Origin of the sequence: Campylobacter sp. 2018MI01 (assembly GCF_018501205.1) — a bacterium.
Lineage (GTDB): Bacteria > Campylobacterota > Campylobacteria > Campylobacterales > Campylobacteraceae > Campylobacter_E.
This window is the reverse complement of record NZ_JAHCZE010000071.1, coordinates 1-6,139: the sequence shown is the minus strand read 5'-3', so window position 1 is coordinate 6,139 and position 6,139 is coordinate 1. Positions and strand designations below refer to the sequence as shown.

General features: G+C 25.5%; 6 protein-coding genes. 3 read left to right on the top strand and 3 right to left on the bottom strand.

Annotated elements, in window-relative coordinates:
* Positions 1–164: 164 nt before the first annotated feature.
* Together KJQ97_RS08465 and KJQ97_RS08460 are read right to left on the bottom strand one after the other, a co-directional pair.
* Entirely contained in the window at positions 165–365 is a 201-nt protein-coding gene (locus KJQ97_RS08465) for a hypothetical protein (protein WP_214120564.1), read from the bottom strand.
* A gap of 11 nt (positions 366–376) precedes the next feature.
* A complete protein-coding gene (locus KJQ97_RS08460; RefSeq protein ID WP_214120563.1) occupies positions 377–1,606 on the bottom strand; it encodes a hypothetical protein in 1,230 nt (409 codons plus the stop codon).
* 115 nt (positions 1,607–1,721) lie between these two features.
* On the opposite strand from KJQ97_RS08460, the gene KJQ97_RS08455 reads away from it, so the two are divergent.
* The 3 genes from KJQ97_RS08455 (at position 1,722) to KJQ97_RS08445 (ending at position 5,833) form a co-directional block, all read left to right on the top strand.
* Positions 1,722–2,594, top strand: coding sequence for a WYL domain-containing protein (locus KJQ97_RS08455; RefSeq protein WP_214120562.1), 873 nt, complete (start codon positions 1,722–1,724; stop codon positions 2,592–2,594).
* A gap of 173 nt (positions 2,595–2,767) precedes the next feature.
* A complete protein-coding gene (locus KJQ97_RS08450) occupies positions 2,768–4,351 on the top strand; it encodes an AAA family ATPase (protein ID WP_214120561.1) in 1,584 nt (527 codons plus the stop codon).
* Complete coding sequence (locus KJQ97_RS08445; RefSeq protein WP_214120560.1) at positions 4,352–5,833, top strand: VWA domain-containing protein; 1,482 nt, start codon at positions 4,352–4,354, stop codon at positions 5,831–5,833.
* Here KJQ97_RS08445 and KJQ97_RS08440 read toward each other — a convergent pair.
* A complete protein-coding gene (locus KJQ97_RS08440; protein ID WP_214120559.1) occupies positions 5,817–6,029 on the bottom strand; it encodes a DUF6037 family protein in 213 nt (70 codons plus the stop codon). The genes KJQ97_RS08445 and KJQ97_RS08440 overlap by 17 nt on opposite strands.
* Positions 6,030–6,139 lie beyond the last annotated feature (110 nt).

Below are 6,139 nucleotides of genomic sequence, written 5' to 3'. Positions count from 1 at the left end.
GTATCCCAAGTATTAATACCTTCAAAATCCCACCAAAAAACACCATCAAAAAGATAACTCATATCAGTTATAAGACTAGTATCTATCTCATAAAGTTTGATTTTTTGAGTGTTCAAAATTTCTTTTAATTTTTCTTTTGTAGTAGGTTTAAACATACGAAATTCCTATTTTAAATTCTTTACTTGAAGCTTTGCGATAAGCTTGTCTTTTTTATAGCTTTCATAAAATGTAGTACCTAAAAGTATAATGGTTGTAATGCTTAAAAAAGAATTAGAATCAAACCCGTCTAAATAAGTCTTAAAAACAAAACCAACACTCATCGCTACCACCACTAAAACTTCTAAAATATACTTTGATTTTTTCATAATAATCCTTTCTAATTTAATTGTAATTTTTCTTTAATTTTATTTGCAATTTGCTCTTTGTAAGGCTCTATTTTAATCATTGAATATTGATTTAAAATCTGATTGATATTGCACAAAATCTCATTTAAATCCCTGATTAGGTTTTTTTGATTTTCTAGCCCTTCTAAATGCACAAAGGCATTTCTGATTTTGGCTATTTTGCACCTTATTTTATAAATAGATTTAAGGTATTTTTTAGCAAAATCATCAAGCTCAGCATTTTTAAAAATCACATTCCAAAATACGCTAAATTTAGTACTTTTAGCAATTTTAAGTCCAAAATCACCCATAAAGTATTGATAAACTCCAACATCAAAACCTTCTTTAAGCATTATTAAAGAATTCAAATAATAACCCCTATCATAAAAAACCTTAGCAAGTATTAAATGGTTTTCAAACAACACTAAAGCTTTATGCTTATAATTATCAAAAACCATTTCATTTATTCTAAAACCCTGCAAAATATTTGTTATTTGCAATTTAAAAGGATAAAAAATGCTATTTTTGTCTAAACCATTTACTTTTTTGATAATTTTTTTATACAAAGGTAAAAATAATTCAAAATTTCCCGCTAGCAAATAATCCCCAAATTCCTTTAAATGCAAATATAAAGGCTCATCAGTGCTAACAAAGGGCATTTTTATATTTCTTGAAAATTCGTGCATTATAAATGCTAGATTTGTGAAATTCTCTTTGTATAAATTACTCACATTACGGACTAAGATTTTTTTATTGTGCTTTTTAAACTCTATAAACTTTATATTATAGATTTTAGATAGTTTTACTAATTCTACGATTTGCTTATTATCTAGGTTTATTAGTGGTAAAATGTATTTTTTGCTAGCTTTTAAATGAGTACTTATTTGTGATATTATGCTAGTTTTTTGATTGATTTTTATTATTGTTTGAGATTTTGAATTTTTATATTTTTTATGAGTTTTATCGGTACAAAATATATTAATTTTTATATTTTCATAGTGCTTTTTTATAAAATCTCTTTCATTTAGATATTTTTGTGATTTATTTTCGTATAAGTATTCACAATGTCTATATTGTATCCTATTATCTAATGCCAAAAATATACATTCATATTCTTTTTTGATAGTCTTTATTTGACTTTCTTTTCTAAGTGTTTCAATTATTTTTGCTTGTTCTTTTTTACTTGGCAGAAATGGTTTTAATTCATTTAATATTTCTAGCATCACCAACCTTTATTTTTGAATAATTATAATAATTTTTATTTTAAAAAGCAAATTTTAACATTTTTATGATATAAATAGAAAAATAATTATAAATATTTCTTTTTAGGATAGCAAAATGAAGGTTGATGATAAAGATTTAATGCTAATTGATTTAATTTATGAAAAAATTTCATCTAAAGATGAACTTGCAAAGGCTTTAAAGGTAAGCACAAAAACCATTGAAAATAGAGCAAAAAATCTAAGCGAAATTATAAAGTATAGTAAAAAACTTGAAGGTTATATTTTCACTGACTTGCTCCCAAAATACATAAGCCCCAAAGTTGTTTTTAAGCATATATTTGCTGAGCTTGAAAATGCAAACCTTGAAAGCGAGTTTAAAGGGCTTTTTGATGAGTATTTTTACTCACAAGAAAAGCTAATTGATACTTCAAAACTATCAAACCTAAACCAAAAAATCATCATACTAAATCACGCAATAAACCATGATATTTTGCTAAGTTGCGAGTATAAAAACGAACGAAAAATCATTCAAGCAAATCAGTTAAAAGTGTCTAATTCTAAACGCTATCTTTATATAACCTACGACAAAAAAAATGGCGAAAACACAGGAGAGCATAGAACATTTGCTCTAAATTCTATGAAAGATATAAAGGCTTTGGAGTATGTAAAAAATGGTGGGTTTAAAAACGCAAAAACAGGAAACGCTTTTGGCTATGCTGAAGATAAAAAAAGCGTGATTTTATACCTTAAAAACGAAGCAGCTAGTTTTTTTAAACGAGAAAAGCCAAAAAGTCATAATTTTAGATTTTTAAGCGAAGATGATAATGGTATAGAAATTGAGTTTTTCTACTCACCAAGCTCGGTTGAACTTGAAAGCTTCATCGCTTCTTGGCTACCACTAATTAGCATAAAAAATGATAGCGAATTAGCCCAAAAAATCTATGAAAATATCCAAAACAACCTAAACGAACTAAGGAATTTAAAATAGGAATTTCGTTTGTTTAGTATAAAACCTATCAAACAAATAAAATTTATTTTTGTACTCATTTTAAAATATTTAAAATAAACTATCTATATATTTAAACCACCAAAAAGTTTCAAATTTAAACAAGCTTCAACCTTATTTTGATAATATCAAATAATTAAACAATAGGAGAAAACATGATAAATAATAAAAAAATAAAAAATATTTTAGAGCACATTAACAGTGATTTACAAGAAAGAGAAGAAATAGCATCTATAATACTTCTTTGCATGATAGCAAACAAATCTGTGTTTTTATATGGACCTCCAGGCACTGGTAAAAGCTACATAGCAAGAAAGGTTGCAAGTGTTTTTGAGAGTGATAAATTTTTTGATTATTTGATGGGAAAATTTAGCACTCCAGAAGAAATCTTTGGCCCATTTAAGCTTAGTGAGTTAAAACAAGATAATCTTGAAAGAGACATTGAAGGATTTTTACCTAGTGTTGATTTTGCTTTTTTAGATGAGATTTGGAAGAGCTCTCCTGCTATCTTAAACTCGCTTTTAACAATACTAAATGAAAAAATCTTTAAAAATGGAAAAGAAACAATAAAAGTTCCACTAAAAGGACTAATATCAGCAAGTAACGAATTCCCGCAGGCAAATCAAGGGCTTGAAGCTTTATATGATAGGTTTATTGCTAGGCTTGAAGTAATGCCGATTGCAAACAAAGATAACTTTAAAAAATTTATACAAAATGAAAGCAAAGAAGTAAAATTAAAAGAAAAAATTAAAAACACTGAAATAGAAGAGGTATTAGAAAAATCAAAAATCATCACAATAGATGAAAAAGTATTAGACATACTAGGATTATTTAGAGATAATATAAGTATTTATAATAATGAGAATAAAGATAGTGCAATATATATAAGCGATAGAAAATATAAAATGATTTTTGAGCTTATAAGAGTTATGGCTGTATTGTGCGGAAGAGAAAAGATAGAAATAGGAGATTTAATACTACTTGAGTATTGTGCGTGGGATAAACCAGAGCAAAAAGAAATAATAAAAGAAGCTTTAGTGAAAGCTATAAAAGACTTTTCTCCTAAAATTATGTTTGATTTTTCAAAAATAAATAAACTTAAAAAAACAATTAAATATGAAATAAAATACCAAAAAGAAGATTTTGCTTATGTTAAAGTTGATGATGAAGAATATATTTATACTAATCAAGAGCTTAAAACCTATTACGGAGATTCACAAAAAACTATATCTATATATATTAAAAAAGAAAGTTTATATAAAACAGATTTTCAAGAAATATACTACAAAGATCAAGATGGTTATTTAAAAAAATTATATGATTTTAGATATAAATATGATGATAAATCACATAAGATATATCATGGTTATAATGCAAGGCATAATGGCTACGACTATGCAAATAAATATCAATACGATAATGTAAATAATATGCAATATTTAATTTCTGTTATATATACTTACAAAAAAGGAGATTATAAAAAAATATCATCTTTCGTACAACAATCATTTATCAAAGAATTAAAAAACAACATAAACACCATAGAAAATCATATGCAAAAATGCGAAGAAGAAAAAGAAAAATTTATTCAAACAATGAATAATCCTTTTTTTGATAAAAATAAGTTTGATATGTATTTTAAAGCTTTAGAAGATACAAAAAGCAATCTTAAGGCTAAAAAAATAGAATGTGAGAGATATTTAAAAATATTAGAAGAAGATGTAAGGATTACAAACTAAATGCAAGATATCGAGCTTACAAACAATGAGATAATAGACAAAGCATTAAAAGAACGCATAAATAATTTTAAACAAAACCTAAAAGAATACCTTGCAAATATACCACAAAATTTGCAAGATGAAAAAAATAAGCTTTTTTATAACGAAATGCTGATAAACCAACAAAACTATCCAGAATATAGTGAAGTTTTGGATGATTGTTTGTGTTTTAACGATGATTTTGATGATGATTTTTATCATGAAAAATATAAAGCTAAAGAAACAGAGTTAAAAGATAAGAAAAACTATAAAAAAGCACTTAAAAGCTATCATAATTCTTTAACAAAAAGTATTTATAACGAGTGGAGTGATATATATAATAAAAAACTATCAAATTGGCAAGAACAAGAAAAGCTAAAGAAAGAAAATGATTTTATAAAAAAACTTAAAGATTGGTTGAAATTTATAAAAAGCTTAATCAATATATCATCAAATCTAGGTATGAATGATGATTTTAAAAACAATCTTTACTATTCACTAGCTAGCTCTATAAGAAATGGCGAAGAGCTAGATAAATACATAAGCCATAATTTTGGTAATGGATGTGGTTTGGAAGAAGCTTTAAATACTTTAAATGAATTTTTAGAATTTATAGAAAGTGAAAGCATAAAAAAACTATGTGATAAATTAGGCTCGCTAGAAGAATCTATAACAAAAACCAAAAAACATAAAGAAATGTTTCAAAAGTCATTTTCTCAAAACATACCTATACCAAGCAAAAATAAAGCAGAAATAACAGGCGTAACTTTAGATAATAAAATAGAAAATATAGTTCCTAGTGAACTTGCTTTGCTTGGTGGTGAATTTGAGATTGTGTTTGATTTAAAATATGTAGAAAAAAGACTACTTTGCTTTGAGAGTGTGGAGTATGAGAAAATAGAAGGACTTGAAGATATAGAAATAGAGGTTGAAAAGCAAGAAAGCGATAAAGGTCCTATGATTTTATGTGTTGATTTTAGTGGTAGTATGAGCGGAGAATGCGAGCACATAGCAAAAGCAGTAACATTATATATGGCAAAGCAAGCAATGAACGAAAAAAGAGAATGTTATATAATAACTTTTTCAACCAATATAAAAACAATACACCTAAGCAAAAACGCAACAATTTTTGATGTAATTTCTATACTTCAAATGAATTGTAGTGGTGGAACAGACCCATTTATAGCTATCAAACACGCTATAAAAAAGCTTAAGGAAGATAGTTTGAAAAAAGCTGATATTTTGATGATTAGTGATTTTGTATTTAATAAAAATGATAAAAATGAATTATTAAAATTACTAGAAAATGAACAATATAATAAAATCTATGCTCTATATTTAGGTTATTTTCAAAATTCAGTGGTTTGGGATAAAATATTTAATGAAGAATTTATCTATAACCTAAATACAAACGATATAGAAGAATTAGGAAGAGATTTGATTAGGCTTAATAATCATTATTGAAGTTGTCTAATATCTCTTCGTTTGTTTTTCGTCTATTTATGTCATTTGTATAGCAAAAACTTATATTTTTATCTTCACAAACAAGTTTATATAAACTAGGATTTAAAATTCTAGTTTTATTATCATTATAAATACTTCTTTGACCATTGTCGCTATTTCTTTTAATTGATAATGGATATATTAATATATAAAACAATCCTACTTGTTCTTGAGACAAATGATGAGCAAGATTTAACTATAGAGTTCTAAAATATTTAACTTATTTTTACCTCTACAAACTCCAATAAAAGCTTTTGAATTTTATAC

Coding starts and splice junctions, on each gene's coding strand:
- KJQ97_RS08465 (WP_214120564.1), bottom strand. CDS start 365: ATGAAAAAATCAAAGTATATTTTAGAAGTTTTAGTGGTGGTAGCGATG.
- KJQ97_RS08460 (WP_214120563.1), bottom strand. CDS start 1,606: ATGCTAGAAATATTAAATGAATTAAAACCATTTCTGCCAAGTAAAAAA.
- KJQ97_RS08455 (WP_214120562.1), top strand. CDS start 1,722: ATGAAGGTTGATGATAAAGATTTAATGCTAATTGATTTAATTTATGAA.
- KJQ97_RS08450 (WP_214120561.1), top strand. CDS start 2,768: ATGATAAATAATAAAAAAATAAAAAATATTTTAGAGCACATTAACAGT.
- KJQ97_RS08445 (WP_214120560.1), top strand. CDS start 4,352: ATGCAAGATATCGAGCTTACAAACAATGAGATAATAGACAAAGCATTA.